At 67.9% G+C, this 24,695-nt stretch carries 18 protein-coding genes; 11 read left to right on the forward strand and 7 right to left on the reverse strand.

Features of this window, described 5'->3' with window-relative positions; genetic code table 11:
• Nucleotides 1-75: 75 nt before the first annotated feature.
• The 7 genes from ACQCSY_RS16495 to ACQCSY_RS16525 all read left to right on the forward strand — a co-directional run bounded on the left by ACQCSY_RS16495 (nucleotide 76) and on the right by ACQCSY_RS16525 (nucleotide 7,899).
• The gene (locus ACQCSY_RS16495; RefSeq protein WP_427130457.1) at nucleotides 76-1,527 is read left to right on the forward strand and encodes a GuaB1 family IMP dehydrogenase-related protein; all 1,452 of its coding nucleotides are present in this window, start codon (nucleotides 76-78) and stop codon (nucleotides 1,525-1,527) included.
• Between the two features lie 323 nt (nucleotides 1,528-1,850).
• Nucleotides 1,851-3,200: a hemolysin family protein gene (locus ACQCSY_RS16500; protein ID WP_427130459.1), complete on the forward strand. Its 1,350-nt coding sequence runs from the start codon at nucleotides 1,851-1,853 to the stop codon at nucleotides 3,198-3,200.
• Nucleotides 3,197-4,261 carry a hemolysin family protein gene (locus ACQCSY_RS16505; protein ID WP_427130461.1) on the forward strand — a complete coding sequence of 355 codons (1,065 nt, stop codon included), beginning with the start codon at nucleotides 3,197-3,199 and terminating at the stop codon, nucleotides 4,259-4,261. Before ACQCSY_RS16500 ends, ACQCSY_RS16505 begins: the two co-directional genes overlap by 4 nt.
• 144 nt (nucleotides 4,262-4,405) lie before the next feature.
• Nucleotides 4,406-5,350, forward strand: coding sequence for a metal ABC transporter solute-binding protein, Zn/Mn family (locus ACQCSY_RS16510; RefSeq protein WP_427135883.1), 945 nt, complete (start codon nucleotides 4,406-4,408; stop codon nucleotides 5,348-5,350).
• Between the two features lie 100 nt (nucleotides 5,351-5,450).
• A complete protein-coding gene (locus ACQCSY_RS16515; RefSeq protein WP_427130463.1) occupies nucleotides 5,451-6,266 on the forward strand; it encodes a metal ABC transporter ATP-binding protein in 816 nt (271 codons plus the stop codon).
• Nucleotides 6,267-7,157 carry a metal ABC transporter permease gene (locus tag ACQCSY_RS16520; RefSeq protein ID WP_427130465.1) on the forward strand — a complete coding sequence of 297 codons (891 nt, stop codon included), beginning with the start codon at nucleotides 6,267-6,269 and terminating at the stop codon, nucleotides 7,155-7,157.
• A gap of 172 nt (nucleotides 7,158-7,329) precedes the next feature.
• Nucleotides 7,330-7,899 carry a hypothetical protein gene (locus ACQCSY_RS16525; RefSeq protein WP_427130467.1) on the forward strand — a complete coding sequence of 190 codons (570 nt, stop codon included), beginning with the start codon at nucleotides 7,330-7,332 and terminating at the stop codon, nucleotides 7,897-7,899.
• Nucleotides 7,900-8,011: 112 nt separating this feature from the next.
• On the opposite strand, the gene ACQCSY_RS16530 is transcribed toward ACQCSY_RS16525, so the two are convergent.
• Both ACQCSY_RS16530 and ACQCSY_RS16535 read right to left on the reverse strand, forming a co-directional pair.
• Nucleotides 8,012-8,855, reverse strand: a protein-coding gene (locus ACQCSY_RS16530) for an IS5 family transposase (protein WP_427135584.1) whose coding sequence is annotated in 2 segments (ribosomal slippage) — nucleotides 8,012-8,548 and nucleotides 8,550-8,855 — 843 coding nt in all. Because the reading frame shifts where the segments join, the coding sequence is not laid out codon by codon here.
• Between the two features lie 195 nt (nucleotides 8,856-9,050).
• Nucleotides 9,051-9,512 carry a Fur family transcriptional regulator gene (locus ACQCSY_RS16535; RefSeq protein WP_427130469.1) on the reverse strand — a complete coding sequence of 154 codons (462 nt, stop codon included), beginning with the start codon at nucleotides 9,510-9,512 and terminating at the stop codon, nucleotides 9,051-9,053.
• Between the two features lie 103 nt (nucleotides 9,513-9,615).
• Between ACQCSY_RS16535 and ACQCSY_RS16540 the strand changes: the two genes are divergently transcribed.
• Entirely contained in the window at nucleotides 9,616-10,272 is a 657-nt protein-coding gene (locus ACQCSY_RS16540) for an MBL fold metallo-hydrolase (protein ID WP_427130471.1), read from the forward strand.
• A gap of 6 nt (nucleotides 10,273-10,278) precedes the next feature.
• On the opposite strand, the gene ACQCSY_RS16545 is transcribed toward ACQCSY_RS16540, so the two are convergent.
• Complete coding sequence (locus ACQCSY_RS16545) at nucleotides 10,279-11,376, reverse strand: PLP-dependent cysteine synthase family protein (protein WP_427130473.1); 1,098 nt, start codon at nucleotides 11,374-11,376, stop codon at nucleotides 10,279-10,281.
• Nucleotides 11,377-11,523: 147 nt separating this feature from the next.
• Between ACQCSY_RS16545 and ACQCSY_RS16550 the strand changes: the two genes are divergently transcribed.
• Nucleotides 11,524-12,387 (forward strand): sulfurtransferase, encoded by an 864-nt coding sequence (locus ACQCSY_RS16550; protein WP_427135885.1) that lies wholly within the window; start codon nucleotides 11,524-11,526, stop codon nucleotides 12,385-12,387.
• Nucleotides 12,388-12,637: 250 nt separating this feature from the next.
• Here ACQCSY_RS16550 and ACQCSY_RS16555 read toward each other — a convergent pair whose 3' ends face one another.
• Nucleotides 12,638-14,395 carry a DUF222 domain-containing protein gene (locus ACQCSY_RS16555; RefSeq protein ID WP_427130475.1) on the reverse strand — a complete coding sequence of 586 codons (1,758 nt, stop codon included), beginning with the start codon at nucleotides 14,393-14,395 and terminating at the stop codon, nucleotides 12,638-12,640.
• 232 nt (nucleotides 14,396-14,627) lie between these two features.
• Between ACQCSY_RS16555 and ACQCSY_RS16560 the strand changes: the two genes are divergently transcribed.
• Both ACQCSY_RS16560 and ACQCSY_RS16565 read left to right on the forward strand, forming a co-directional pair.
• Nucleotides 14,628-15,785, forward strand: coding sequence for an NAD(P)-dependent alcohol dehydrogenase (locus ACQCSY_RS16560; protein ID WP_427130477.1), 1,158 nt, complete (start codon nucleotides 14,628-14,630; stop codon nucleotides 15,783-15,785).
• The gene (locus ACQCSY_RS16565; RefSeq protein ID WP_427130478.1) at nucleotides 15,782-16,210 is read left to right on the forward strand and encodes an HIT family protein; all 429 of its coding nucleotides are present in this window, start codon (nucleotides 15,782-15,784) and stop codon (nucleotides 16,208-16,210) included. Before ACQCSY_RS16560 ends, ACQCSY_RS16565 begins: the two co-directional genes overlap by 4 nt.
• A gap of 9 nt (nucleotides 16,211-16,219) precedes the next feature.
• Here ACQCSY_RS16565 and hrpA read toward each other — a convergent pair whose 3' ends face one another.
• The 3 genes from hrpA to ACQCSY_RS16580 are packed head-to-tail and all read right to left on the reverse strand — an operon-like array spanning nucleotide 16,220 to nucleotide 24,638.
• Complete coding sequence (gene hrpA / locus ACQCSY_RS16570) at nucleotides 16,220-20,233, reverse strand: ATP-dependent RNA helicase HrpA (protein ID WP_427130480.1); 4,014 nt, start codon at nucleotides 20,231-20,233, stop codon at nucleotides 16,220-16,222.
• 13 nt (nucleotides 20,234-20,246) lie between these two features.
• Nucleotides 20,247-23,138, reverse strand: coding sequence for an AAA family ATPase (locus tag ACQCSY_RS16575; RefSeq protein WP_427130481.1), 2,892 nt, complete (start codon nucleotides 23,136-23,138; stop codon nucleotides 20,247-20,249).
• 24 nt (nucleotides 23,139-23,162) lie between these two features.
• The gene (locus ACQCSY_RS16580) at nucleotides 23,163-24,638 is read right to left on the reverse strand and encodes an MFS transporter (protein WP_427130483.1); all 1,476 of its coding nucleotides are present in this window, start codon (nucleotides 24,636-24,638) and stop codon (nucleotides 23,163-23,165) included.
• Nucleotides 24,639-24,695: the final 57 nt, after the last annotated feature.

Consider the following 24,695-nt stretch of genomic DNA (forward strand, 5'->3'; position numbering starts at 1 on the left):
TCGCCTAGAATCGCAGGGAGAACCTGCCTGGCACTGAGTATGTCTGGCACTGAGTATGCCTACAAAGGAGCAGTCATGCGTTTCCTGAATGAGCCCACCACCGACCTGACCTATTCGGACCTCTTCCTGGTTCCGTCCCGTTCCGATGTGACCTCACGGCTGGATGTGGATCTGGCGGCGGATGACGGGACGGGTTCCGCCATTCCCCTCGTGGCTGCCAATATGACGGCGGTGACGGGCAAGCGGATGGCGGAAACCATGGCCCGCCGCGGGGGTCTGGGGGTGCTGCCCCAGGACGTGCCGCTCGACGTCATCCGGGATGTCACGGCCTGGATCAAGACCCGTCACCCGATCCTGGAAACGCCGGTCAGCCTGGCGCCCACGGACACGGTGATTGATGCGCTCCATCTGATGGGAAAGCGGCCCCACGGGGCGGTGGTGGTCGCGGATGCGTCGGGTGCCGTCACCGGCGTCGTGCGCGCCGCCGACTGCGACGGGCAGGACCGCTTCGCCTCGCTGGCCGCAGTGGTCCGGCACCAGCCGCTGGTGCTGGACGCCGCGACGCTCGACGGCGGATCGGAGGCGGCCCTTCGCCGCGCCTTTGACGCGATGGACGCCGCCGGGACCGACTACGCGCCGGTGCAGCAGGACGGCGTCCTGGTCGGGGTCCTCACCCGGAAGGGTGCCCTGCGGTCCACCCTCTACAGCCCGTCCCTGGACGGAGACGGCAAGCTCAAGGTGGCTGCGGCCGTCGGGATCAACGGCGACGTTGCCGGGCGGGCCGCCGAGCTGCTGGCCGCCGGGGTGAACGTGTTGGTCCTCGATACTGCGCACGGCCACCAGCAGAAAATGTTCGACGCGCTGGCCGCCGTCAAGAGCCTGAGCCCCGGCGTCCCCGTCGTGGCCGGCAACGTCGTCACCGCGGACGCGACGCGGGAGCTTATCCGGGCCGGGGCGGACATCGTGAAGGTCGGCGTCGGTCCGGGCGCCATGTGCACCACCCGCATGATGACGGCCGTGGGCCGCCCGCAGTTCTCGGCCGTGCTGGAATGTTCCGCCGCGGCTAGGGACGCCGGCGGCAGGGTGTGGGCGGACGGCGGGGTCCGCTACCCGCGTGACGTGGCCCTGGCCCTGGCCGCGGGGGCCAGCCAGGTCATGATCGGCTCCTGGTTTGCCGGCACCCACGAGAGCCCGGGGGATCTGCAGCTGGACGCCGGCGGCCGGCAGTACAAGGAAAGCTTCGGCATGGCCTCGGCGCGGGCCGTCCAGAACCGGAACCAGCGCGAGGGCGCCTTCGAGAAGGACCGCAAGGCCTTGTTCGAGGAGGGCATCTCCACGTCCCGCATGTACGTGGATGCGGCCAGGCCCGGCGTCGAGGACCTGCTTGACATAATCACCGCCGGACTGCGCAGCTCCATGAGCTACGCCGGTGCCGCAGACCTTGCCGCGTTCCGGGAACGTGCCGTGGCCGGCATCCAGTCGGCGGCCGGCTACGAGGAAGGCCGTCCGGTGCCGCAGAGCTGGTGACCCCGGCCGGTCGCTGGCACCTGCTCCTGTAGACTGAAATCCTTATGGACAGTAAATCTAGGTGCCGGCCTGGGGGCTGTCAGCGGCAAACGGAAACCGTTCCCGCGCAGTCCACCCGCAGAGCCGGCAAACCCCGTTCACGTGCCCATCATTCTCCGGCCGCACGCCACGCCGGAGCCTTTCAGGAAACAGGGTCGGCCGCCGCTGACCATCCTCCGCCGGGCAGCTACTTCCGGCAATCACGTCCCCGGCACGGCTTTCACAAGTGCCGTCACGGGCACCGGCTCCTGCACCGCGCCGCCGCTCCGGAAGCAGGCCGCTGAATGGAGTGGATCCTCCTCGCGGCCGGCCTCCTGCTCATCCTTGGCACCGGTTTCTTCGTGGCCGTGGAGTTCTCCCTGGTCGCGCTTGACCCAGCCACTGTCCAGCGTGCGGTGGACGGCGGCGACACCGCCGCCGCGCCCCTGCTCAAATGCCTCAGGTCCTTGTCCACCCAGCTTTCCAGCTGCCAGTTGGGGATCACCATGACCACCCTGCTGACCGGCTACGTCATGGAACCGTCCGTCGGCAAGCTGCTCCAAGGACCGCTGACAGCCGTCGGGGTCCCCGAAGCTGCGGCGGTCTCGGTCTCGCTGGTGGCCGCCATGGCGGTGGCCACGCTGCTTTCGATGCTGATCGGCGAGCTGGTGCCCAAGAACATGGCCATCGCGCTGTCCTTGCCGATCGGCAAGGCCCTTGCCAGGCCCCAGCTCGTCTTCACCGCCGTCTTCAAACCCGCCATCGTGGTCCTGAACGGCTTCTCCAACAAGGTCCTCAACGTCTTCGGCCTTGAGGCCAAGGAGGAAATCTCGGGCGCCCGCACCCCGGCTGAGCTGGCATCGCTCGTGCGCCGGTCCGCGGCGATGGGCACCCTCGACGCGGGCACCGCCAACTTCGTCGCCCGGACCCTGAAGTTTTCCGGACGGACCGCGGCGGACGTCATGACACCGCGGATCCGGGTGGAGACCATCGACGCCGACCAGCCGGTCTCGGACATCGTGGAGGCCGCCAAGCGCACCGGCTACTCCCGCTTCCCTGTCATCGGGGAGTCCTCCGACGACATCCGCGGCGTGGTGCACATCAAGAAGGCCATCGCCGTGCCGTCGGGCCGGCGCGCCAAGCTGCAGGCCGGTGCCATCATGACCGACGTGCTACGCGTCCCGGAAACCATCCACCTCGACGCGCTGCTCGCCGAACTGCGTGAAGGGAACCTGCAGCTCGCCGTCGTGCTCGACGAATACGGCGGGACTGCCGGCATTGCCACGCTGGAGGACCTCGTGGAGGAAATCGTCGGGGAAGTGGCCGATGAACACGACAAGGTCCGGCCGGGGCTGCTGCAGAGCGCCTCGGGGGACTGGTACTTCCCGGGACTGCTTCGTCCCGACGAGCTCTCCGAACAGATCCCGGGCCTGACCGTGCCCGACGAAGCTACCTACGAAACGGTGGGAGGCTACGTCATGAGCCAGCTCGGCCGCATCGCGGCAGTGGGGGACAGTGTCGACGTCGGAGGCGGGACGCTGAGCGTGACCCGCATGGACGGCCGCCGGATCGACCGGATCTGCTTCCGGCCCGCCCGGGTTCCCGGCGGGGACCAGGGCGAGAACGATACTGCCAGCCAGGCCGGTGCCGCATGAGCGACTGGGTAGGGATCCTTTGGCTTGCCATCCTTCTGGTCGGCAACGCCTTCTTCGTGGCCGCAGAATTCGCAGTCATGTCCGCGCGCCGGAGCCAGATCGAGCCGCTGGCCGAGGCAGGATCCATACGGGCGCAGACCACCTTGCGCGCCATGGAAAACGTCTCGCTGATGCTGGCATGCGCCCAGCTTGGCATCACCGTCTGCTCGCTGCTGATCCTGCAGGTCGCCGAACCCGCGATCCACCACCTCCTGGCGGTGCCGCTGGAAGCAGTGGGCGTCCCGATGGAGATTGCGGACATCGCGGCGTTCGCCGTTGCCCTGCTGGCGGTCACGTTCCTGCACGTGACATTCGGCGAGATGGTCCCGAAGAACATCTCGGTCTCCGTCGCGGACAAGGCGGCCCTGCTGCTGGCGCCGCCGCTGATCTTCATCGCCCGGATGGTGAAGCCGGCCATCGTGGCGCTCAACTGGTCCGCCAACCACATCCTCAAGCTGATGCGGATCGAGCCGAAGGATGAGGTCACCTCATCCTTCACATTGGAGGAGGTCCAGTCGATCGTGCAGGAATCCACCCGGCACGGGCTTGTGGACGACGACGCCGGGCTGATCACGGGTGCGCTGGAGTTCTCTGAACACACCGCGTCCCACGTGATGGTTCCGCTGGAAAAGCTCGTGATGCTCAAGGCGGCCACCACCCCGGCGGAATTCGAAAAGGCCGTGAGCCGGACCGGGTTCTCCCGTTTTCCGATGCTGGATGAAGACGGCATGCTCTCCGGCTACCTCCACATCAAGGATGTGCTGTCGATCCCGGATGCCGGGTACCGCACCCCGATTGCCGAAAGCCGCATCCGGTCCCTGGCGAATCTGGCCATGGACGATGAGATCGAGAAAGCCATGTCCGTTATGCAGCGTACGGGTTCGCATCTGGCCCGCGTGATCGGACCCGACGGAAACACGCGGGGCGTGCTGTTCCTCGAGGACGTGATCGAGCAGCTCGTTGGAGAGATCCGGGACGCCACGCAGGCCACCGGCTACCGGAGGCTTGGCCAGGACCAGTAGCCTCCCCGGACCCGTAGCCGCTGCGTGCCATGTATCCCTAAATAGGAATGATTCCCATTTAGGGATACACTCGGGCTGTTGCTATTGCTCCTGATTCTCAATAACAGATCCGAGGTTCCCGTGCGTCGTCCCGTTTCCCGCGCCATGGTGGCCGGCTTTGCCGGCCTCACCCTGTTGCTCACCGCTTGCGGCCCGACGCCGGCGGGGAGTTCCCGGGGATCCTCGGCGGACGGCGTCGTCGAGGTGGTCGCCTCCACCAGCGTCTACGGGGACATCGTCCGCACCATCGGTGGAGACAAGGTCAAGGTCAACTCCATTATTTCGCGCACCAGCCAGGACCCGCACTCCTACGAAGTGACCACCCAGGACAAGCTGGCCGTATCCAAGGCCGGACTGGTGGTGGAAAACGGCGGAGGATACGACGACTTCATCCACAAGCTGGCCGACGACACCGGACTGGACCGCAACAACATCCTGAGCGCAGTGGAGGCCTCCGGGCTCACTCCGGAGAGCGCCGCGGCGGGATCGTCCGCTCCCTCCGATGCGGCCGGTCATGGCCAGCACGCCGGGTTCAACGAGCATGTCTGGTACAGCCTGCCAGCCATGTCCCGTCTGGCCGACGCAGTCGTCGAAAAGCTCAGCGCGCTGGAACCGTCCGCGGCTGCGACCTTCCGGAGCAACGCGGCGTCCTTCAAGGACTCGCTCGGTGGTCTGGAAGCCAGGCTCTCTGCGGTCAAGGAGTCGGCGGCCCACGCGCCCGTGGCCGTCACCGAGCCCGTGCCGCTGTACTTGCTGGAGGCCGCCGGGCTGGAGAACAAGACTCCCGCAGAGTACACGGCAGCCATCGAAGAAGGTGCGGACGTCCCGCCCGCCGTCCTCCGGGCCGCCGTCGACCTCGTGGGGTCCGGCGGAATCCGGCTGCTGGCCTACAACACGCAGACCGAAGGGCCACAGACGCTGGCCCTGAAAAAGGCCGCCGAGACCGCCGGAGTTCCGGTGCTGAACTTCACTGAAACCCTGCCGGACGGCCAGTCCTACCTGCAATGGATGACCGGCAACGTGGACAGCATCGGCAAGGCCCTGGGCTAAGGCAATCCGGCCAAGGACAATCGTGCCCGGGCTCCGTGGGGCCTAAGATAATCGGAACAGCGTGAGCAGTTGGCTCCGCAGGAAATCGAGGAAACCTCAGTTGACACCGGTAGTGAGCCTCCGCGGTGCCTCCCTCAAGTTCGGCAAGCGGACCCTGTGGGAGGGCCTGGATCTGGACATCAGCCCGGGTGAATTCTTCGCCGTGCTGGGCCCCAACGGGAGCGGCAAGACCACCTTCCTGAAGGTCCTGCTCGGACTGCAGGAGCTGAGCGCGGGCACGGCCGTGCTCGACGGCAGGCCGGTTGAACGGGGCAGCCGGCGGATCGGCTACATCCCGCAGCAGAAGTCCTTCGACCCGGACACGCCGCTGCGCGCCCGCGACCTCGTGGGCCTCGGCGTCGACGGCCACCGCTGGGGTGTCCGCATCGGGGCCGCGAAAGTGAACCGCAAGATCGATGAACTCTTGGAGCTCGTGGGCGCCGCCGACTACGCCAAGGTACCGGTGGGCCAGCTGTCCGGCGGTGAGCAGCAGCGCCTGCGGGTGGCCCAGGCACTCGCGACCGACCCCAAGGTGTTGCTGTGTGACGAACCGCTGCTCTCCCTTGACCTGCAGCATCAGCAGGCCGTCAGTGCGCTGATCGACAAGCAATGCCACGAAGGGGACAGCGCCGTCGTGTTCGTGACGCACGAGATCAACCCGATCATGGACTACGTGGACCGGGTGCTGTACCTGGCCGGCGGACGGTTCCGCGTCGGCACGCCCGCCGAGGTCATGTCCACCGAGGTGCTCTCCGATCTGTACGGCAGCCACGTGGAGGTAGTGCAGGCAAATGGCCGGCTGATCGTGGTCGGCCTGCCGGACGCCACGACGCATCACCATGAAGACGCGCACACGGTGGCCGAGGAGGTGGGCTGAGTGGATCTGGGCACCGTGCTCAATTCAATTTTCAACTTCGAGAACTACGGCGAGCTGCTGGTCCTCGTGCAGAACTCCATCTGGGCCGGGGCCGTGCTCGGTCTGCTGGGCGGGTTGATGGGCACCTTCGTGATGAAACGGGACCTGGCCTTCGCCGTCCACGGCATCTCCGAGCTGTCCTTCGCCGGGGCGGCCTTCGCGCTGCTGATCGGCGCGAACATCGTGCTGGGCTCGCTCGCGGGATCCGTGACGGCGGCTCTGGTCCTGGGGGTGATGGGCGTCCGTGCGCGGGACAAGAACTCGATCATCGGCGTGATCATGCCGTTCGGCCTGGGCCTGGGCATCCTCTTCCTCTCCCTCTATGAGGGCCGGGCGGCCAACAAGTTCGGCCTGCTCACGGGACAGATCGTGTCCGTCGGAACTGTCCAGCTGCAGGTGCTGGCCGCCGTCGCCGTCGCCGTGATGCTGGCCCTGGTCGCCATCTGGCGGCCGCTCACGTTCGCCAGCGTAGACCCCGAAGTCGCCGCGGCCCGCGGCGTGCCGGTCCGGGCCCTCGCCATCGGGTTCATGGTGCTGCTGGGCGTCAGTGTGGCGCTGTCCATCCAGATCGTGGGCGCCTTGCTGGTGCTGGCCCTGCTGATCACCCCGGCGGCTGCCGCCCTGCGGGTGTCGTCCTCGCCCCGGCTGGTGGTGACCCTGAGCGTGGTCTTCGCCATGACGGCGACGGTGGGCGGAATCCTGCTGGCCCTCGGCGGCCGGCTTCCCATCAGCCCCTACGTGACCACGCTGTCCTTCCTGATCTATGTGGTGTGCCGGGTGATCGGCGGCATCCGGGTGAAGCGTGGAATCAACGGGCGGGTCCTGCGGAGCTCTCCGGTGCCGGCTACGTGATTCCGGGTGCGGCTTCGCGGCTGCTGGTTTCGGGCGGTGGTTTCGGGTGCTGGGCCGGGGCAATCTCCCCACATTCGGAGGCCGCTTCCGGCGTGTCGGGCCGAACCGCCGGTGAACTGCGACGTCGCGGCTCCATGGTGGGGAATATGGTTGAATGCGGAGGAGCTGGGACATGTCGAACCCGAAATATGACGACTTGAACAGAGCACGCGCTGCGCTGGCCTCGTTTCAGGCGCATCCGCCCACTCGCGGGCATGCCGGGTACCGCCCAACTCTTGAAGAACCGCTGACTGCGAAGTACGACGGAGTGATAGGTGGTTACCCTCGCCTCGAGGTACTTCTCCAGGGTGGAGATGGTTCTATCCCGTACACGAGAGATGGGCTGGCGCGAGTCGACGAGATGATTCGGGACAGAACCTTTTCCGATGTAGAACCGGAAACACTGGCTCTGGAAATTGCGCTCTACTACGGGGATGTCGTCCTGGGTGCAATCCCCGGGGCGTATTGGGTCATCGAATCCGGCAGATTTCCGCGAGTGCAGATCTCGGAGAAGCATTTTGTCGACATGTTTCTCATAGCTCCTGTTCAGATCAAAGCTGGTCAACCGTTCCTGTGCCAGGCTTTTGATCGGATTGTTCAGTTCGGGCGGAGGGCGGCGGGGCGCCGTAGCACCCGGCCTGCAGCCCAGAGCCTCGAGCAGCTGATCTGTCCGCCCGCCAGGACTTTGCCCGGAGTGGCATGACCACCGCTGCTTCCCGTGGATGCGGCCGAGAATCTCGTCATGGACCAGCGAATCAATTTCCGTTCCTAGGCCGAACGGCTGGCCCAATTCGCCGGGGCACGCGGGGCGGCTGCTAGGGCGTGTCTCCTAATCGTGTGCTCCAGATGACGACGGCGTGCAGAACGGCCGCTGAGCGGTAGGTGAGGGCCAATTTGTCGTAGCGAGTGGCCAGGGAGCGCCATTGCTTGAGGGTGTTGAAACTGCGTTCGACGACATTGCGCCGCTTGTACGCGTCCTTGTCGTAGGTGACGGGCCGTCCTCCGGAGGAGCCCCTGCGTTTCCGGTTGGCTTTCTGGTCGTCCTTTTCGGGGATGACGCATTCAATGCCACGCCCGCGCAGGTAGCTCCTGATCGCTTTGGATGAGTAGGCTTTGTCAGCCATGGCCCGGTCCGGGCGGCTGCGGGGCCGGCCGGGACCTTCCCGTTCGACCTTCAGGGCATCCATGAGGTTTTCAAACATGGGCGAGTCCCCGCCCTGCCCGGGCCCCAGGAGCAGGACCAAGGGGCGCATGTTGCCGTCAACCAGGGCATGGATCTTCGTGGTCAGGCCGCCGCGGGAGCGTCCGACGGCATGATCATCCGGCTCATCAAGCAGATTCCTGTAATTCGAGAGGTCCCCCTGTGTGGCGGGGAAGGTTCGTGCCGTGCTGGTGGGCACGGTTGACCGTGGAGTCCACCGACACCTCCCAGTTGATCAGCCCTTGTGCGTCGGCACGGGTCAACAGCGCAGCCAGCACCCTGTCCCAGGTCCCGCTGGCGCTGTTGCGGCGGTGGTGCTTCCACACGGTCTTCCACGACCCGAAATGGGAAGGGAGATCCCGCCACGGGATACCTGCCCGGTAGCGGTAGATGATGCCCTCTGTCATCAACCGGTGGTCATTGAACGGCCGCCCCGGTTTCCCCGACGAATCAGGCATCAACGGGGCAATGAACTCCCACTGGGCATCGGACAACAAGGCATAACGCGAACTCACCACTCAATTTTGCCAAAAAGCCACCCCCAGCATTAGGAGACACGCCCTAGTTTCGGAGCATTGGCGAGGGGGCTGGTTCCATGAAGTATCGCGTGTCTTCTCCTGTTGTCGGCCGCCTTCATCCCCCGGCCCCGCCCGCTACCCGCGGGCTTTCAGAGCAGTGCATTCCGGGCATAGCCCGAAGATCTCCACCGTGTGCTCCATCACAGTGAAGCCGTGCTCTTTGGCCGTACGGGCGGCCCAGGCTTCGACGGCGGGCGCTTCCACTTCAACGGCCTTGCCGCAGTTGCGGCACAGCAGATGGTGGTGGTGGCCGGTCACGGCGCAGCGCCGGTACACGGCCTCGCCGTCGGCGTTCCGCAGCACGTCCACGAGCCCGTCGTCGGCGAGGGACTGCAGGATGCGGTAGGAAGTGGCAAGGGAAACCGCGGTGCCGCGCTCCTGCAGGATGCGGTACAGCTCCTGCGTGCTGACGAAGTCCGCCAGCTCGTCCAGTGCGGCACTGACAGCGAGGCGCTGCTTCGTGACGCGCTGTTCCTTGCCCGCCGCGGGTGCCGTGGCCGGGGTCCGGCTGCTGCCGGCGGTGGCGCCCTGGGACATTGTGGAACTCGCTTCGCTAAAGGGTTTCGCTACGGGTGGCAATGTCCAAGATTACCAGCCGCCGTCCGTGGACACCGCGGCGACGGTTGCCTAGGCTGGCCGGATGAAGCTCACGAAATTCACCCACGCCTGCGTCCGCCTCGAAAAGGACGGCCGGGTGCTGGTGTTCGACCCGGGAACCTTCTCCGAGACGGACGAGGCCCTTGCCGGCGCAGATGCGGTGCTGATCACCCACGAGCACGCGGACCACGTGGACGTCGACGCCGTCGTCGCCGCCTTGCTGGGCAGCGGCTCGCTGCAGCTCTTCGCGCCCGAGGGTGTGGCGGCAACCTTGCGCGGGAAGGCGGACGGTGCCGTGGAACGGATCCACACCGTGGCCCCCGGCGAGGAGTTCGACGCCGCCGGGTTCGCCGTCCGCAGTTTCGGCGGGCAGCACGCCCTGATCCACCCGCAGATCCCGGTGGTGGCAAACGTCGGCTACCTGGTGGATTCCAATGTCTACCACCCGGGGGACTCCTTCGCGATTCCCGACGGCGTGGACGTCCGGACCCTGCTGGTGCCCATCCATGCCCCGTGGAACAAGGTTGGTGAAGTCGTGGACTTCGTGATCGGCGTCCGCGCGCCGAGGGCTTTTCCGATCCACGACGCCCTGCTCAACCCGAGCGGGCTCGGACTGATCGAGGGGCACGTGACCCGGATCGGCGCCAAGTACGGCACCGAGTACCGGCACCTTTCCAGCGGCGAGTCCGTCGAGGTCTAGGCAGGCCTAGGCCCTCCAAACCCCGCTGGCGAAGAATTCGCGGATGACGGCGTGGTGCGGTTCGGGATCCATCCCTTGGGAGCGCAACCACTCCGGGTTGTAGTAGTTGCCGGCGTACCGTTCACCGCCGTCGCACATCAGCGACACGACGCTGCCGCGGCGGCCCTCGGCGATCATCCCGGCGATGAGCTGCCACACACCCCACATGTTGGTGCCGGTGGACGGGCCGGCGTGCAAGCCGGCGTGGTCCTGCAGGTGCCGCATGGCCGCCACTGATGCCGCGTCCGGGACCCGGATCATATGATCGATCACGGCGGGGACGAAGCTCGGCTCCAACCTCGGCCGGCCGATGCCCTCGATCCGGGAGGGCAGGCCCGTCGCTGCCGCGCCGGCGGAACCGCCGTCGCGGCTGTCCAGCCAGCCGGGATAGAACGCGGAGTTCTCCGGATCCACCACGGCGAGCCCGGTGTCGTGGCGGTGGTAGCGGAGGTACCGGCCGATCGTCGCACTGGTGCCGCCGGTGCCGGCGCCGACCACAATCCAGCGGGGGACCGGATGTCCTTCCAGCGCCAGCTGGCCGAAGATCGACTCGGCGATGTTGTTGTTGCCCCGCCAGTCCGTGGCCCGCTCGGCATAGGTGAACTGGTCCATGTAGTGCCCGCCGCTGCTGCGTGCCAGTTCCTCTGCGGCCTCGTAGACCTCGGAGGCGTGGTCCACCAAGTGGCAGGAGCCGCCGAACTGTTCGATCAGGGCGATCTTCTCCCGGCTGGTGGTCCGCGTCATCACCGCGATGAACGGCAGCCCGAGCAGCTGCGCAAAATACGCTTCCGAGACGGCCGTGCTGCCGCTGGAGGCTTCCACGATCGTGGTGCCTTCCCGGATCCAGCCGTTGACCAGGCCGAACAGGAACAGCGAACGCGCCAGCCGGTGCTTGAGGCTGCCGGTGCGGTGCGTGGACTCGTCCTTGAGGTACAGCTGGACACCCCAGTGCTCCGGGAGAGGCACGGAATACAGGTGGGTGTCGGCGGAACGGTTATTTTCGGCATTGATGCGGCGGACGGCCTCGTCGGCCCAGGCCCGGTCCTGCTGGTGCGTTCTGATCACCGCATCAGCCTACTGGGGGCTGAGAGGCCGCAGGGATAGGGCCCCGAGGATAGGACTCGGGATTGGGCGCCAAGGATAGAGTTGTCCCGGCTGACCGCCACCCGGTCCCGCGACGGGGCCGGAGCCGTCCACAGCGAAGGAGACCCGATGGACACCCTCATGGATGTAGCTGCGCTCAAGGACCGGCTGGACGCCGGCAAGCGCACCGTGCTGCTGGATGTGCGCTGGGCGCTGGGGGATCCCCACGGCCAGGGCCACTATCTCGAGGAACACCTTCCCGGTGCCGTCTTCGTGGATCTCGCTACCGAACTGGCCGCCCCCGCGGAACCACGCCGTGGCCGCCATCCGCTGCCACTGCTGGAGCAGTTCCAGGCGTCCGTGCGCAGCTGGGGCGTCAATAACGACGACGTCGTGGTGGCCTATGACGACAGCGGCAACATGGCCGCCGCCCGGCTGTGGTGGATGCTGCGGAACGCGGGGTTCGCTTGCGTTTACCTGCTCGACGGCGGCCTGGCCGCCTGGCGTGCCGCCGGCAATGAGCTCGAAAGCGGCCCGGCGCAGGCGACCGCCGGAGACGCCACCCTCGACGCGGGCGGGATGCCGGCGATCGACGCCGGACAGGCGGCCGCCTGGGCCGGGCACGGCCTGCTGCTCGATGCCAGGGCCGGGGAACGGTACCGCGGCGAGATTGAGCCGGTGGACCCGCGCGCCGGCCACATCCCGGGTGCCGTCAGTGCCCCCACGTCCGCGAACCTCCGCGAGGATGGCAGGTTCCTGCCGCGCGAGGAGCTCCGGGAACGCTTCAGCGGCCTCGGTGTGCATCAGGGAAGCCCCACCGCCGTGTACTGCGGTTCCGGCGTCACGGCGGCCCATGAAATCGCCGCACTGGAGATCGCCGGGTTCCCCGCAGCGCTCTATCCCGGCTCGTTCTCCGAGTGGTCCAACAATCCCTCGAACGACGTCGCGACAGGCGCGGCGCCCTACGCCGAAGGCGGAACCGCCGCGGGTTAGGCGCGACGATTCCGGTCGCTTGTTGAGCTGGCCGAGGCCGACGGGCGGCTTGGGCGCTGATGCAGCGGAGAACGCGTCGGGGGTGTTGATACACCTTCGCCGGCGCCTGGCCCGGAGCTGTCGGAAGGCCCCGGCGAAACGGTCCAAGACCGCACTGAAGTCCGCGTCGGGACAATCCTTGGAGCGGCCCCGGGACTGGCCAGGGCAGGTCCGCCGCCGGACCCGGCAACGGATCCATACCCATGACAGGTCAATAACCATGACTGGGGTCCTGTCCATTTAACCCGCACGCCCATGCGTCGGGTCTGCTGTGGTGCTGCATGCGGGTTGCGGCGCCGTGGTCAGGCGGCTGGCGTGAGGGCAATGGCCGGAAGTAGTGGTTGCGTCGGGGCACCTGGCGCGGATCTACATGGGGAGGAGGGATGAACCAGGGGATTCCGCTGCGCATCTGGATGGTCCATTGTTCCTTGTGGATCAGGTGGTGGTGGTGAGTACAGAGAAGTGTCCCGTTGCCGGCTCCCGTGGTCCCGCCGCGGGACCAGTAGCTGATGTGGTGGGCTTCGCACCACGGCGCGTGAGTGGTGCAGCCGGGGAAGGCGCAGCCCTGGTCCCGTGCCGTGAGGGCTTTGCGGATATGCGGCGGGAAAATCCGGGAGGTCCGGCCGATGTCCAGGATCTGGCCTTCGCCGCCGAGGAGGACCGGGATGATGTTAGCGTCGCAGGCGATCGTCCGGACCGTGGAGGTTGTGACGGGCCCCGTGAACAGCAGCGTTCCGGTGTGCTCCGTTGTCCGGCCCGCAGCGGCAGTGTCGCCTGCCGCGGCCCCGTCGGAGTCTCCGAGTCTCGCGAGCAGGTCCCGATAGTCGATGGTGACCATGACCTGCGGGCGGAGTCCGCCGGCGGCGGGCAGCGAGCCGGCGGCGAGGGCCGCCTTGCAGGCCCCGACGAGGCCGTCGAGGAGTTTCTGCGGCCGGGAACGCCAGTCCAGCCCGGCCGCGCCGGGCTCGTCCTCCGGGCTGGCGACGGCCGCCGAAACATCCCCGGCAGTCGAAACACCGGCGGGCGTGCCGGCGGCTGGGTCCTGCCCGGTGGCGGGAACGTCCGGCGCCGCCGTGCCGGTGCTGCGGGGATTGGCGGCGGTGTTCATGACGGTGATGAGGTGTTCGTACTGATCGGTCGTCGCGAAGATCTCCAGGTGATGGAGGCCGTGGCGGGTCCGGCGGATGAAGGCGCCCTGGAGCCGGCGCAGCAGCTCTTCGGAGGGTTCGGCGCCGTCCTGGTCCAGGGCGTCGGTCCACCGCCGTGCGACCCGGACGAGGAAGTCGGGATCGTTCTCGGCGGCGGTGCGTGTCAGGGCGTGTTCCATCCGGGCCGCGGCGTCCGCGTCACAGGCATGCCGGACGCGGTCCAGTGCCAGGGCGATGATGGTCGCGGCCCGGGAACCCAGCTCTCCGGCGGCAAGGGCCGCGCCGAGCTCCTCGTGCACCGCCGGTTGTGGCTGGCCGGCGATGCCGTGGCGCGGCAGGATGCTTTCGGCCAGGGACAGCCGGCGGCGGGCCTCCGTGGCGCTGATGCGGAGCCGTGCCCGCAGGAACTCCGTGGTGTTCCGGTAGCCGTCATCCATGGCCGTAGAGGCATCGTCGGCCCCGGCGCCTTCGGCACCCGCGTCGACCGAACCGCCGGACAGAGCCGGGCCACCGGTCGAATCGTCGAGCCAGCCGGTGGTCCAACCCTTGCCGCCGGACGCGGCCGAAACTGCCGCCCGGTTCCTGGTCCGGTCCACTGCTCCGGCCGCGACGAGCTGAAGAAACTCCACGGTCCGCGAGAGCTCCTCTACCTGGCCTGCGAAGTCCGCGGCGGTGCGGAAGGTCCAGAGCGCCGCGTCCTCCACGGCCGTGGAGTTCACGCTCTGGAGCAAGGCCAGGGCGCCGGCCACGCCCCGCTGTGGGGCCTGGGCCGCCGCCTGCCCGGTGTCCTGGAAGGGCGAGAACTCCCTTGTGGCTTCCATAGCCTAATTCTGCCAAAGGGGTACGACAGTAATGATGGCGAGGCGAGGTTGTTGGCGTTGGCAGCCGCCGCGGCTGAACTCCAATCCGAAGGGCTGACGCCGCCTGCCGAGGCCGGGTGGCTGCCGATCCAGACAACGCCGGCACAGGACATGCGCCAGGAGGAGCCAGCTAAGCACCGGCCACCAGGCTCCCGACTGGAATAGTGGCCGGGACCGGGGGTAGCGTCGAAGCATGACTCCTGGACGCCCCGTACCGCCGCCCCTCGCCAAGCCGCTCCCGACCTCCGAAACCACGGACAGCGCCGCCGCTGGACCCCGGCTTGCCGCCGCGTACGGCGCGACAGCCGCCGACAGCGGGCTGGTACCCCTGACCATTGCCAGGCGCGCGCCGAAGGAAGACGACGTCGAGATCGATATCGAGTTCAGCGGCCTCTGCCACTCGGATGTCCACGCGACCCGCGGCGAGTGGGGAACCCAGAGCTACCCGCTGGTGCCTGGCCACGAAATCGTGGGCCGCGTCAGCCGCGTGGGCTCCGCCGTCGACGACTTCTCCCCCGGTGAGCGTGTGGGCGTGGGCTGCATGGTGGATTCCTGCCGCGAGTGCGAAAGCTGCCTCGACGGCCTGGAACAGTACTGCGAGAACGGCATGACCGGAACGTATGGCTCCAAGGACGCCCGCAACGGCGATTCCATCACCCAGGGCGGCTACGCCACCTCCATCGTGGTGGACCGGCGCTACGTGCTGCGTGTCCCGGAGAACCTCGACCCCGCCGCCGCCGCGCCGCTGCTGTGCGCCGGTATCACCACCTTCTCGCCGCTGCGGCACTTCGAGGTCGAGGAGGGAGACGTCGTCGGCGTCATCGGCCTGGGCGGCCTGGGCCACATGGCAGTGAAGCTCGCCAAGGCCATGGGCGCGGAAGTGAAGGTGTTCACCACCTCGGAGTCCAAATTCGCCGCGGCCCGTGAACTCGGCGCGGACGATGTCATCCTGTCCCGCGACGAGGCCGCCATGAAAGCCGCGAACCGGAGCATCGACGTCATCATCGACACCGTCGCCGCGCCGCACGATCTCAACCCGTACTTCCGCACCCTGCGCCTGGACGGTGCGCTGTTCCAGCTGGGCCTGCCCTCGGAGGCCATGCCTCCGGTGAATCCGGGCGCGCTGATCCGGCGCCGGATCGCGTACGCGGGTTCGCTCATCGGCGGCATCGCCGAGACCCAGGAGATGCTGGATTTCTGTGCGGAACACGGCGTGGTGTCCGACGTCGAAGTGGTCGGGGCGGACCAGCTCAACGAGGCCTATGACCGCATGGTGTCCGGCGACGTGAAGTACCGTTTTGTCCTGGACGCCAGCACCCTGGGGTCACCTGCGGAAAAGGCGGATGCATGAGCACTCTCTTCACCAAGATCATCAACGGCGAGATCCCCGGACGCTTCGTCTGGCGCGAAGACGATGTTGTGGCGTTCCTGACGGCGGGCCCGCTCGCCGACGGCCACGCGCTTGTGGTCCCCACCGAGGAAGTGGACCGGTGGACGGATGCCTCTCCGGAGCTCCTGGGCCGGGTCATGGACGTGGCCCGCAAGATCGGTGCCGTCCAGGTGGACGTGTTTGATGCCGCACGGGCCGGCCTGATCGTGGCCGGCTACGAGATCAACCACATGCACGTCCATGTGTGGCCCTCCAACTCCATGGCGGACTTCGACTTCGGCTCCGCGGACCAGCACCCGGACCCGGCGCAGCTCGACGCCAACGCGGAGAAGCTCCGCGAAGGCCTCCGGAAGGCCGGCCACGCGGAGCACGTCCCGGACGCCTGAGCTGGACCCCTAAACCGGCGCCAGCACTTTGTTAAGCGCTGCGCGGATCCGCTTTTCCGAGACCGAATAGGCGGTCCCGAGTTCGACGGCGAAGAGGCTCACCCGGAGCTCTTCGATCATCCAGCGGACCTGGGTCAACTCGGCCCCGGCCCGGCGGCCGGGCAGGAGCGCCGACACGGCGTCGTCGTAATCGTCTTCCAGTGCCTGGACCGCGGCCATGTGCTGGGCGTCCCGCTGGACATTGCCGGGAAGCTTTTCCAGCCGTTTTTCGATGGCGGCCAGGTAACGCGGGAGCTGGCTGAGCTGGGCGTAGCCCGTCCGTGCCACAAAGCCGGGGAACACGAGCTGCTCCAGCTGGCTCTTGACATCGTTGAGCGGGCTTATCAGTGCCAGGCTCGTGGTGCCCTTGAGCTGCTTTTCAATTCGCCGCGTGCTGGCCAGGATGCGTTCGACGACGGCGGTAACGGTGAAGACGGTGTCGATCAGCTCCGCCCGGACCGTCTCGTAGAGCGCCTTGAACGATGCCTCGTCCCACGGCAGCTCGGCCGGCGTGAGCTTGTCGATCGCGGCCAGGGCGCAGTCCGCGATCAGGGCCGACACGGAGCCGTGAGGATTCTGGCTGAACGTCAGCTTTTCGGTGTTGTTCAGGTGCTCCAGGACATAGCGGTCCGGCGGCGGAACCTTCAGGGCGAGCAGGCGGATGACGCCGCCGCGCATGGCCTGTTCCTGTTCGGACGCGGTCTGGAAGAGCCGCAGGGCCACGGAACTGCCTTCATCGACGAGGGCCGGGTAACCGGTGACGGTGTGGCCGTTGACCGTGCCCTGGACCTGGCGCTGCACCGTTCCGAAGGACCACGCCGTGAGGCCGGACTGCTCCGCGAAACCGGTCGGGGCTGCCGAAGCTGCAGCTCCGGTTCCGGGGACCCTCCCGGGTGCCGTGCGGGAGGCGATACCGCCGGACGTCGGCGCCGTCGTTCCTGGTGTGGCGCCCAGCGATTCGGCGATCGCCCGGCGTGTGGCCGGTGCCAGTCGCTCCTGCAGTTCCGTGAGGTCCTTGCCCTCGTCCAGCACCTTGCCTTGGGAGTCCACCACGCGGAAGCTGACCCTCAGGTGCGGCGGCACGGCGTCCCAGTTCCAGAAACGCGGCGGGATCACCTGTCCGCGGATCCTGCGCAGGGCCAGCTCCAGCGAGGACTCCAGGTCATCGGTGGAAGGGTCGAAGTCGGCCTCGAGGGCCGCCACCGCCTGGCGTGCGATGTCCGGCGCGGGAACGAAGTTCTTGCGCACCTGCTTCGGCAGCGACTTGATCAGCGCGGTCACCAGTTCAACCCGCTGGCCGGGAATGAGCCAGCGGAAGGCGGCGTCGTCGAGCTGGTTCAGGAACAGCACGGGCACCTCGGCGGTGACGCCGTCGGACGGATTCGGCGGCGAGCCGGGCGCCACCGGGTGGAACTCGTAGCTGAGCGGCAATTCGAAGCCCTTGTGCAGCCAGGTCTTGGGGTACGCCGAATCATCCAGCGCATCCGCGTCTTCACTGATCAGCAGTGACTGGTCGAAGTCGAGCAGCGAAGGATCCTGCTGCCGGGCTTCCTTCCACCACTTGTCGAAATGCCGTTCGGACACGACCTCCTTGCCAATGCGGGCGTCGTAGAACTCGAAGAGTGTCCCGTCGTCCACGAGGATGTCGCGGCGACGCATGCGTGCCTCCAGCTCCTCGATTTCCTGGAGCAGGGCCCGGTTGCGGTGGAAGAACTTGTGGTGGGTCTGCCAGTCGCCTTCCACGAGGGCGTGGCGGATGAAGAGCTCGCGGCACAGCTCCGGATCCACCTTGCCGTAGTTGATGCGGCGGCTGGGGATGATGGGAACGCCGTAGAGGGTGACCTTCTCATGGGCCATCACCGAGCCCATCTTCTTGGACCAGTGCGGTTCGCTGTAGCTGCGCTTGACCAGGTCCGGCGCCACCTGTTCGGCCCAGACGGGATCGAACTTCGCGGCCACGCGGGCCCAGAGCCGGCTCGTCTCCACGAGTTCCGCGGCCATGACGAAGGTGGGCGACTTCTTGAACAGCGCCGAGCCGGGGAAGATCGCGAAGCGGCTGCCGCGGGCGCCGGCGTACTCGTGCTTGCGCTCGTCGAGGATGCCGATGTGGCTCAGCAGGCCCGAGAGCAGGCTGATGTGGATGCCGTCGTGGTTGCCCACGGGATCGGCGAGGCGCTTGTTGTCCAGGCTGATGCCCAGCGGCCGGGCAAGCTGGCGGAGCTGGGCGAACAGGTCCTGCCATTCCCTGACCCGCAGGTAGTTGATGAACTCGTTGCGGCAGAGCCGGCGGAACGCGGTGGTGGAGAGCTCCTGCTGCTTCTCCTGGATGTAGTTCCAGAGGTTCAGGAAGCCCGTGAAGTCCGAGTTCTCGTCACGGAAGCGTGCGTGCTTCTCCGCGGCGAGCTGCTGCTTGTCTGTAGGACGCTCGCGCGGGTCCTGGATGGTCAGCGCCGCCGCCAGGATCATGACTTCGCGGACGCAGCCGCGCTTGCCGGACTCCACGATCATCCGGCCCAGCCGCGGGTCCACGGGCAGCTGGGCAAGCTGCTGCCCGACGGCGGTCAGCCCGCCGCCGGAGCGGCCGCTGCTTCCGGTTTTGCCGTCGCCGTCACTGATTGTGTCCTGCGGACGTGCGGCGCCCAGGGCGCCGAGCTCGCGGAGCAGGCTGACGCCGTCGTTGATGGCGCGGGAATCCGGCGGCTCCACGAACGGGAAGTTCTCCACGTCCTTGGGGCCGCGGGCCACGCCCATGGCGGTCATCTGCAGGATGACGGCCGCGAGGTTGGTGCGCAGGATCTCCGGATCGGTGAACGGCGGCCGGGACTCGAAGTCCTCCTCCGAGTAGAGCCGGATGGCGATGCCGTCGGACACGCGGCCGCAGCGGCCGGAGCGCTGGTTGGCGGAGGCCTGGGAGACCCGCTCGATCGGCAGGCGCTGGACCTTGGTGCGGTGCGAGTACCGGGAGATGCGCGCGGTGCCGGTGTCGATGACGTACTTGATGCCGGGGACCGTCAGGGAGGTTTCGGCGACGTTGGTGGCGAGCACGATCCGGCGCCTGCTGCCCGGGTGGAAGACCTTGTGCTGCTCCTGCAGGCTCAGCCGGGCGAACAGGGGCAGCACCTCAGTGCCGGCGAGCCTGCGGTTGGACTGGATCCTGGCCTGGAGGGCCTCGGCCGCGTCCCGGATCTCGCGCTCGCCGGAGAAGAAGATCAGGATGTCGCCGGGGGCTTCCAGCGCGAGTTCGTCGACGGCGTCGCACACGGCGTCGAGGGGATCGCGGTCCTCCTCCAGCTCGTCGTCGGAGGCGGCCACCGCATCTTCACCTGCGGCAGACCCTGCATTTTCACCTGCGGCGAGGGCGGCGCCGCCGGCCGGCTGGGAGAGCGGCCGGTACCGGAGCTCCACCGGGTAGGTGCGTCCGGAGACCTCGATGATCGGCGAGGGCGCCTCCTCGGTGCCGAAGTGCTTGGCGAAGCGCTCAGGATCGATGGTGGCCGAGGTGATGATGATCTTCAGCTCAGGCCGCTGCGGCAGGATCCGCTTGAGGTAGCCGAGGATGAAGTCGATGTTGAGGCTGCGCTCGTGGGCCTCGTCGATGATGATGGCGTTGTATTTGCGCAGGAGCTTGTCGCGCCGGATTTCCGCCAGCAGGATGCCGTCGGTCATGAGCTTGACCTTGGCGGACCTGCCGACCTCGCCGGTGAAGCGGACCTGGAAGCCCACTTCCTGGCCGATCTCCACCCCGAGTTCCTCGGCGATGCGCTCCGCGACGGTGCGGGCGGCCAGGCGGCGGGGCTGGGTGTGGCCGATCAGGCCGTTCTCGCCCAGGCCCAGCTCCAGGCACATCTTGGGGATCTGGGTGGTTTTTCCCGAGCCGGTCTCGCCGGCGATGATGGTCACCTGGTTGGCCGCGATGGCGGCCATCAGGTCTTCGCGGCGCTCGGAAACCGGCAGCTCGGCAGGGTAGGAAATATGCAGTGTCATGGCTGGACATAGTCTACTGTGGCGGGGCCTTGGCGCTGCGTTCCGCGGTGTCCGCCGCCCTTCCGGGGTAGGCGGCGGCCAGCCCTGACCGCGAGGTGATGTGGAGCTTGGCATAGATCCGTGTGAGGTGGTACTGGACGGTCTTCACCGAGACATAGAGCTCGGCCGCGGCTTCCTTGTTGCTCAAACCGGCGGCGACGAGAGCTGCCACGGATTTCTCCTGCTCGGTCAGGTCGTCGGCGCCAGCGGCATCCGGGGCCGTCCGTCCGGCCGCCATCCGCCCGCCCGCCATCCGTGCGGCCGCTGGTTGGCCGGGACTGCCGGGGGAACTGACGCCGCTGGCCCGTAGTTCGCGTGAGCAGCGGTCCACATAGGCCTCGGCACCGAGGACGGCAAACAGCTCGCGGGCCTCCGCCAGCATCGCGGCGGCTTCCCGCCGTTTGCCGGCGCGGCGGAACGACTGGCCGTAGGCGAATTTAACCCGGGCGCGCGCAAACGGCAGGGGGAGTGCCTCCAGCTGTGCGAGGCCGTCCCGGAAGGTGGTGCGGGCCGCGTCAAGATCGCCGGCTGCCGCCTGGATGCGGCCCCGGACATAGGACAGCCGGGCCAGAGTGGACCGATGCCCGCGGCGGGCCGCGAGCTGTTCGTGCGGAACCAGGAAAGCATCGGCTTCCTCCACCCTCCCCACCATGACCAGGGCGTTGGCGTAGTGGTCCTGCCAGGGCCAGAACCCCGGTTCGTCGATCCCGCTGCCGCGATGCATCCGCAACACCGGCATCAACGCGCGGATCACGCCGTCGTAGTCTGCCTTCGTCTCGGCCACCTGAGCCTGCGCGAGGCAATACGGCAGCAGCATGGTGGGGTAGCTGTCGCTCGCGGCGGCACCGCGTTCCAGATGGCGGGCTGCGGCGTCCCAGTTGCCGCGCAGGGCGTGGATCTGGGCGCCGCTCCAGTGCAGCAGCGGCCGCAGGAGTTCGATTCCGGATTCCTCCTGCATTGCCACCGCGTTCTCCACCGTCTGCAAGGCCTCGTCCCAGGCCCCCAGGGCAAAGTCGGCCCTGGCCAGCCACGCCTGCGCCCACAGGGAGATGCGCTGTGAGCCGTGGGCGAACTCCGTGGGGACGGCTCCGGCCAGCTCAGCACGGGCCTCCTCCACCCGGTCCATGGCCAGATGCAGCCAGCCCTTGCCCATATCAATGCGCTGGTGCTGTGCGCCGCGCTCCGGCAACTGGTCCGCAGCCTGGTAGCTCAGCTCCGCCTCGTCATAGCGGCCCATGGCGCCGAGCCCAAGTCCTTCGATGGCCTGCGCTTCCACCGCGGGCGGGCTGCCCGGCGGAGCCAGGCCCCGGGCCCGCTCCGCCCATGTCACGAGGTCCCGCCCATGGAACCGGGCCAGGGCATGCAGGACCTGCCGCTGGCAAATCCCGCCGGCCGTCCCGGGGTCGGAGGAGGGGTCGACGGCGGTCCAGGCCTTGTGGAGCAGGGCGTCCGCCTGCGCCGGGCGGCCGCGGAGGATGGCAAGGTAGCCGCGGACGGCGTCGCTCCGCGGGCTGGGGGCGAATGATTCCAGAGTGTCCAGGGCCGCTACGGCCTGGGGGAGCTCCCCGGCGCCGACCATGGCATCGACAGCCTTGACGAGCAGCGATTCGCGCTCGGAAGCCTGCGGATTCAGGCGTGCTGCCTGGGCATAAGCTTCCGCCGCCGTATGCCAGGCGCCGGTCGAGGCGAAACCGTCCGCGGTGCTCTCAAGTTCCGCGGCGAGGTCAGGATCAGGCAGCAGTGCGGCGGCGGCGCGGTGGTTCAGACGCTGCACGGGGGCCGTCATGATGCTGGCGGCGGAGGTGTGCAGGGCTGCGCGGCGGGCCGGGCCGAGATGCTGGTAAACGGCGGCCCGGAGGACGGGTAGAGGAAATTCCACCCGGGTTTCCGCCCCGGCGGTGCTTAGGCGCAGGAGCCCGGCGGTGCTCGCGGCGTCCACGGCCGCCATCGCGTCCCTGATGCCGGCCAGCTCCGCGGCCACGGCGAGCGGGGACCGGACGCCGAGTACCGCCGCCGCCTCCGCGAGGGCAGCCCCGTCCTGGGGGAGGCTGTTCAGGATGGCGGTGACCGAAGCGACGCACTCCGCGGGCGCGGGCAAGGCGTCGTGGCTTGCGGACCAGACCGTCAGGGGGAACTGCTCAAGAAGGGGGCGGATCAGTGACGGACTGCCGCCGGTGTGCTCGACGAGGGCCCGGGCGGCCGACGCCTGCAGCCCGGGTCCGGCGGAGCCGGAGCCCCGCCACATTGCCAAGACGTCGTCCGGCGTCAGCGGTCCCAGCCTGATAGCAGTGGCTCCGGGGATGCCGAGCAGGCCCGCGAGCCCGGCATCCGATTCGACGGACTCTGCTGCCGCGGTGTCCGGATCCACGCTGAGGATGACCAACACGGCGAGCGGCCCCACCCGGCGGAGCGCGTATAGGAGTGCCTGCAAGGAAGGGACGTCCGCCAGCTGGACGTCGTCAAGCCAGACGATCAGCGTATGGTCCTGGCGGGCCAGGGAGTTCATGACCGTCAGCAGAGCTTCGCCGTAGTGCCGGAGTTGGTCCGCCGGGCTGCTTGCCGGCTCATCCACGGGACCGCCTGCCGTGGGCCCGCCCGGACACCTCGCGAGCAGTTGCTGGACCACGCCGAATCCCCGCTGCGTTTCCCAGACCGCGCCGGCGGCCCGGAGGACGGTGGTGCCTTCCCGGACAACATCGTGCTGCCGGAGGAATCCAGTGACGAGGGAGGTCTTGCCCATGCCCTGGCTGCCGCTGATGACGGCGACGGCAGGCTCGCCCGAGCGGGCGGACCGCAACAGGCCCAGCAGCTGCTGCGCCTGCGCGGTCCGTCCGCCTTGGAATGGTCCGGCGTCTTTCTGAGCCATGGCTTCCAACAATATCCGACAGGTTCACAGTCCCCAGTGGCCGGGTCCCTGCCGAACGGCCTCCTGACCGGCATCCCGAGAGTCGCCGCTGCCGGCAGGCGCGGTTGTCGCGGCCTCTGCTGCGGGGTAAGCCGGTGCTGGTTCCTCTGCCAGGGCTGTCCGGTGCCTGCGGACGAAGACGGTGACAAGGCCGCCAGCCAGCGCTACTGCGGCGAAAACCACAAAGGCCACATTGCTGGGTGCATGGGCGCTGATCAGGAAGCCGCCCACCAGCGGCCCCACAATGCCGCCCAGCCGGCCGAATCCGGCGCACCAGGCGACGCCGGCCGCACGTGCCGGCGTCGGGTAGTAATTGGAGACGAATCCGTACACAAGCACCTGGGTTCCCAGGCTGCCCACCCCGGCAAAGGCTACAGCAATCAGCAATACGGGGAACGGGAACTCGAATGTCAGCAGGATCAGGGCGGCCGTCGCGATGACGAATGTCGTGGCAACGACCGCACGGGGTCCAAACCTGTCCGCGGACCGTGACGCGACGAGCCCGCCGATCACGGCGCCGGCGTTCAGGGCCAGGAGGAAAGTGAGCGAGTACGTCTTTCCGTAGCCATGCTGCCCCATGATTTCGGGAAGCCAGGTGTTCAGGCCGTAGGTCAGCAACAGTCCGCAGAAGCTCATGAGCCCGAGCAGGATGGTCGGCGTCCGGTAGTTGCCGGAAGCAAGCGCTGCGAATCCCGCGAAAGGTCGGCCGTCCTTGCTGACTGCGGCGGGTGGATTCGCGGAGGCACGGGATGCTATTGAGACCGCGGCGCCGTCAGATTCGCCGTCCTCCAGCGGAATGCCGGTCTTCATCGACAACAGGAGGGCCTGCTCCGTCCGGCCGCGGGCGAGGATCCACCGGGGCGATTCCGGCAGTTTCAGGTACGCCAGCGGGAACAGGATGACGAGGGGAAGGGCGCCGATCAGGAAGAGGCCCCGCCAATCCGTGACCCCGCCCAGCACGATTGCCAGCAGCGACGCGAGCAGGCCTCCGGCGGGCACCCCCGAATAGACAATCGCGTTGTAGAAATTGCGCTTGCCGGCAGGGGCGAATTCGGCGACGACGGCGCCGGCCGTTGCGACGAGGGCGCCGACGCCGATCCCGGTCAGGAACCGGAGGAGGCCGAAGACCGGGACGCTGGTGGCCATGGAGGTGAAGGCCATGCCGAGGGAAAACCAGACGATGTTGATGAGCATGAGCTTCCGGCGGCCGAGGAAATCGCCCACCGCTCCGGCGGTGAGGGCACCCACCATCACGCCCATCAGGGCGTAGCTGCCCAGGGCGCCGGCCTGGGCTGCGTCCAGCGCCCCCAGCTGGGTGGGGTCCCGCAGCAGCGACGAAACGACGGTTCCGTAGACCACGAGGTCGTAGCCGTCAAAGAGCAGGGCGGCGGCCGCAATGGCCATCACCCAGCGGATGGTCTTTTTGCGGGTCGCATCCGTAGATGCAGATAGAGCGTTCATAGGTGGCTCCAGTGGATTGGGCCGCGTCATTGCGGCAGCGGGGGTGAAGAGTCGTGC

It is taken from the genome of Pseudarthrobacter sp. S9 (genome assembly GCF_050156545.1).
Taxonomy (GTDB): domain Bacteria; phylum Actinomycetota; class Actinomycetes; order Actinomycetales; family Micrococcaceae; genus Arthrobacter.

Bases quoted from the DNA above. Each gene is read 5' to 3' on its own strand.
- ACQCSY_RS16580 (WP_427130483.1), bottom strand. From the start codon at position 24,638: ATGAACGCTCTATCTGCATCTACGGATGCGACCCGCAAAAAGACCATC.
- ACQCSY_RS16540 (WP_427130471.1), top strand. From the start codon at position 9,616: ATGAAGCTCACGAAATTCACCCACGCCTGCGTCCGCCTCGAAAAGGAC.
- ACQCSY_RS16510 (WP_427135883.1), top strand. From the start codon at position 4,406: ATGGTGGCCGGCTTTGCCGGCCTCACCCTGTTGCTCACCGCTTGCGGC.
- ACQCSY_RS16505 (WP_427130461.1), top strand. From the start codon at position 3,197: ATGAGCGACTGGGTAGGGATCCTTTGGCTTGCCATCCTTCTGGTCGGC.
- ACQCSY_RS16550 (WP_427135885.1), top strand. From the start codon at position 11,524: ATGGACACCCTCATGGATGTAGCTGCGCTCAAGGACCGGCTGGACGCC.
- ACQCSY_RS16535 (WP_427130469.1), bottom strand. From the start codon at position 9,512: ATGTCCCAGGGCGCCACCGCCGGCAGCAGCCGGACCCCGGCCACGGCA.
- ACQCSY_RS16525 (WP_427130467.1), top strand. From the start codon at position 7,330: ATGTCGAACCCGAAATATGACGACTTGAACAGAGCACGCGCTGCGCTG.
- hrpA (WP_427130480.1), bottom strand. From the start codon at position 20,233: ATGACACTGCATATTTCCTACCCTGCCGAGCTGCCGGTTTCCGAGCGC.
- ACQCSY_RS16495 (WP_427130457.1), top strand. From the start codon at position 76: ATGCGTTTCCTGAATGAGCCCACCACCGACCTGACCTATTCGGACCTC.
- ACQCSY_RS16500 (WP_427130459.1), top strand. From the start codon at position 1,851: ATGGAGTGGATCCTCCTCGCGGCCGGCCTCCTGCTCATCCTTGGCACC.
- ACQCSY_RS16560 (WP_427130477.1), top strand. From the start codon at position 14,628: ATGACTCCTGGACGCCCCGTACCGCCGCCCCTCGCCAAGCCGCTCCCG.
- ACQCSY_RS16575 (WP_427130481.1), bottom strand. From the start codon at position 23,138: ATGGCTCAGAAAGACGCCGGACCATTCCAAGGCGGACGGACCGCGCAG.
- ACQCSY_RS16565 (WP_427130478.1), top strand. From the start codon at position 15,782: ATGAGCACTCTCTTCACCAAGATCATCAACGGCGAGATCCCCGGACGC.
- ACQCSY_RS16555 (WP_427130475.1), bottom strand. From the start codon at position 14,395: ATGGAAGCCACAAGGGAGTTCTCGCCCTTCCAGGACACCGGGCAGGCG.